Genomic DNA, 4090 nt, shown 5'->3' on the forward strand with positions numbered 1-4090 from the left:
GCTCTGCGGGTGCGAACTCCGGTGCTTCGCACCGGAGTTAACTCCGTTTCACGGAGTCTGCGCTTCGCGCAGCGTGCCCGGCTGCGCCGGGCCAACTCCCTCCGCTTCGCTCCTGGAGTTGAGGGGGCCGGCCCGCTTTGCGGGGGCCCTGACTGGTGGGGCATCAGGTGCGGGCTAATTGGTCTCCTGTAAGGGATTTGACGGGCACTTCGTGCCCGTCTGAGGGTGTGTCCGCTGCGCTCCCCCGCTCTGGGGTCCTTCCGGCTTCGCCTCCAGGACCTGAAGCCCGCTATGCGGGCTTGGCTGGCTACAAGCGGAGGGGGTGCTCGTTCGTGTTGGGTTTCAGCATGGCGGATACGTGGGAGATGATGCACATGTAGCATTGGCAGAAATAGAGCACGCCCGGAAGGGGGTTATTGAACCCAGGTTCTCCATCGTGCACGCGCGGGTTCGCACTGCCCTGATTCGATTGCTTCCCGGAAGGCACGCTCTGCCAGCTCGGTGTCAGACAATGTCTTCCCGTCATTGGGGACATATCTGCCGGAGAGGATTACGCAGTCGGGGTAGACCGGCTGGAGCGCGTACCAGCCGCCCGTGATAGCGGAGACCAGCGTGAGGGAGCTGAGGAGGTGCTTCCACGTAGGAGGCCCTGAGACAGGACGGATCATGTCCGGGATCATACGGGCAGATCTTTCATTCTCATTCCGGATCTTCAGTGACTCGTTCCACCCACCTCGTTTAGAGACGGAAAGGTTCGATATGGCGTCTGTGCAACTTCGAGAACACCAGGTGGACGCGAATGCGCGTATCCGCAAGTGGGTGGGATTCCCCGCACGCAACACAGTGCCCGCGGGGGGCGCCCGTGCCACCATCGTGTCAGCGACCGGCTCCGGGAAGACGATCACTGCCGCGGCCGCCGCCCTGGAGTGCTTCCGGAGCGGCCGGATCCTCGTCATGGTGCCCACCCTCGACCTCCTCGTGCAGACCGCCCAGGCGTGGCGCCGTGTTGGCCACGGGGCCCCGATGGTCGCCGTGTGCTCGCTGGAGAAGGACGACGTCCTGGAGCAGCTCGGCGTGCGGACCACCACGAACCCGATCCAGCTCGCCCTGTGGGCCGGGCACGGGACCGTCGTCGTGTTCGCCACGTACGCCTCTCTCGTGGACCGTGAGGATCCCGATGGCCCTGCCGGGCAGCGGAAGGTGCGCGGGCCTCTGGAGGCCGCTCTAGCGGGCGGGGAGCGGCTGTACGGCCAGTCGATGGCCCCGTTCGACCTCGCGGTAGTTGATGAAGCCCACACAACCGCAGGGGATGCAGGCCGGCCCTGGGCTGGGATCCACGACAACCAACGGATCCCCGCGGACTTCCGGCTCTACCTCACCGCCACGCCGCGGATCCTGACTGCGCCCCGGCCGCAGAAGGGCAAGGACGGCCAGGAGCTGGAAATCGCCTCGATGCGAAGCGACCCGGCAGGACCCTACGGCGAATGGATTTTCGAGCTCGGGCTCTCGGAGGCCATCGAACGGGGCATTTTGGCAGGATTCGAGATTGATGTCCTCGAAATTCGAGACCCGGACCCGATCCTGGGACTCTCGGAAGAGGCGCTGCGGGGCCGGCGTCTGGCCCTCCTGCAGACCGCGCTCCTGGAGCACGCCGCGGCGAACAATCTGCGTACGGTCATGACCTTCCATCAGCGGGTCGAGGAGGCCGCCGCGTTCGCGGCCAAGCTGCCCGAGACGGCGGCCGAGCTCTACCGCAGCGAGGCGTCCGACAAGACGCTGAAGGACGCTGAGGAGCTTCCGAAGTCGTCTATCGCCGCAAAATTCTACGACTTGGAGGCTGACCGTCACGTACCCGCCGACCGCGTGTGGGCGAACTGGCTGTGCGGCGACCACCTCGTATCCGAGCGGCGCGACGTCCTACGACAGTTCGCAGGCGGCATCAACGCCCAGAACCGGCGGGTGCACCGGGCGTTCCTCGCCTCCGTACGCGTCCTCGGCGAAGGCGTCGACATCGTCGGCGAACGGGGAGTCGAAGCCATCTGCTTCGCCGACACCCGCGGCTCCCAGATCGAAATCGTCCAGAACATCGGCCGCGCACTCCGCCCCAACCCAGACGGAACCACAAAGATCGCCCGCATCATCGTGCCCGTCTTCCTGGAACCCGGCGAAGACCCCGACGACATGATCGCCTCAGCCAGCTTTGCACCCCTGGTAGCCATACTGAACGGGCTGCGCTCTCATGATGAACGACTCGTTGAGCAGCTCGCCTCCCGTGCCCTGTCCCGCGGCAAGCACGAGCGCAAGGTGCACGTGAAGCGGGACGACGAAGGGCGGATCGTCGGGGCCCGCGGCGAGGACCAGGAGCAGGACGGCACCGAGGCCGCGGTGGAGTCGGCGCTGCTGCACTTCTCCTCTCCCCGTGACGCGGCGACGATCGCGGCGTTCCTGCGCACGCGGGTGTACCGGCCGGAATCCCTGGTCTGGCTCGAGGGCTACCAAGCCCTGCGACGTTGGCGGGCCGAGAACGAGATCACCGGGCTCTACGCCGTTCCTTATGACACGGAGACCGAGCTCGGGGTCACCACGTTTCCCCTGGGGAGGTGGGTCCACGAACAGCGCAAGGCCCTGCGGGCAGGCGAGATGGACGACCATCGCAAGGAACTGCTGGACGAGGCCGAGATGGTGTGGGAGCCGGGCGAGGAAGCCTGGGAGACGAAGCTGGCGATGCTGCGCTCGTACCACCGTGCGCACGGGCACCTTGCCCCGAGGCAGGACGCGGTATGGGGCGACGCCGAGAACGAGCTCGTACCCGTGGGGCAGCACATGGCCAACCTCCGCAGGAAAGGCGGCCTCGGCAAAAACCCCGAACGCGCCCAGCAGCGCGCGCAGCAACTGGCCGCCATCGACCCGGACTGGAACTGCCCCTGGCCACTGGACTGGCAACGCCACTACCGCGTCCTCGCCGACACCGCCGACACCGAACCCGACGGCGTCCTGCCCGACATCCAGCCCGGCGCCACCTTCGAAGGCGACGACCTCGGGAAGTGGCTCCAGCGGCAGGCGAACTCCTGGGCGCAGCTGTCGGAGAAACAGCAGCGGCGGCTGTCGGCACTGGGCGTATCGCCCACTGCGCGGCCCGCCCCGACGGCCACACGCGCGGCGAAGGGCTCGGGCAAAGCGCAGCAGGCGTTCCAGCGCGGCCTCGCGGCCCTCGCGCAGTGGGTCGAGCGGGAAGGAACGCACCGGCCGGTGCCAAGGAGCCACGGCGAAGAGATCGCGGTCGACGGCGAGACCGAGCCGGTGGCCGTGAAACTGGGCGTATGGGTCTCCAACACCCGCTCGAGACGCGACAAACTCACCCAGGACCAGCTGGACGCGCTACGGGAACTGGGCATCCAGTGGGCGTGACGCGGTGCAGGCCGAACGGCGAGTCGGCCGGCTAGGGGGCGTATTTGGTTGCGATCAGTAGGTGGTCCGGGTGAGGTGCTTGAGCCAGTTAAGGTGCCCCCGATGTCAGGCATGAGGGGGATCGCGGTGAAGAGACGGAAGCTGATCGGGATCGGTGCGGGGCTGGCGGTCCTACCCGCCTGGTGGGCCCTGCGCCAGGTGGCGAACGGGGCCAAGGGGGACTGGCATACCGACACCGCACCGTTGGAGCGGGCGTTCCCGCTGCTGGGCCCGCTCGCCGACGCCAAGTGGGTGAGCAGCCGGGACAACGACCGGGGCATACCGTCGCCGGAGCTGGTGATCTCGGGCTTTGCCGGGCTGACACCGGGGAAACTTGCCGAGCTGACAGCGGTCCACGCTTTCGTCTCCGAGGGGCCGGCCGATGACTTCTCCTCGTGGTTCGAGAAGCCGCTCAAGGGCGAGGGGCCGGAGAACCCGCAGTGGGTCCGGTCGCACGAGCTCGACCGCGACGGCAGCGGCTACTCCACCAACCTGTGGTTCGACCGTCGCAGCGACACCGTCCGCTTCTGGGCACTCAACCCGTACGGCTAGGTCGCTCTCTCGGATCAGGGTGCACGGTCGTCGAGCAGCGGCAGGGATTCCTCGCAGCCCAGCCAGTGGTGTCGCGACAGGAGGGACAGCG

General features: G+C 67.4%; 2 protein-coding genes. Both read left to right on the forward strand.

What is annotated here, in order from left to right; genetic code table 11:
• The first annotated feature begins 759 nt into the window (after positions 1–759).
• Positions 760–3408 (forward strand): Helicase associated domain protein, encoded by a 2649-nt coding sequence (locus AB0915_RS38465; protein WP_366695959.1) that lies wholly within the window; start codon positions 760–762, stop codon positions 3406–3408.
• 102 nt (positions 3409–3510) lie between these two features.
• Complete coding sequence (locus AB0915_RS38470; RefSeq protein WP_366695961.1) at positions 3511–3999, forward strand: hypothetical protein; 489 nt, start codon at positions 3511–3513, stop codon at positions 3997–3999.
• Positions 4000–4090: the final 91 nt, after the last annotated feature.

It is taken from the genome of Streptomyces sp. NPDC048411, assembly GCF_040704695.1.
Lineage (GTDB): Bacteria > Actinomycetota > Actinomycetes > Streptomycetales > Streptomycetaceae > Streptomyces.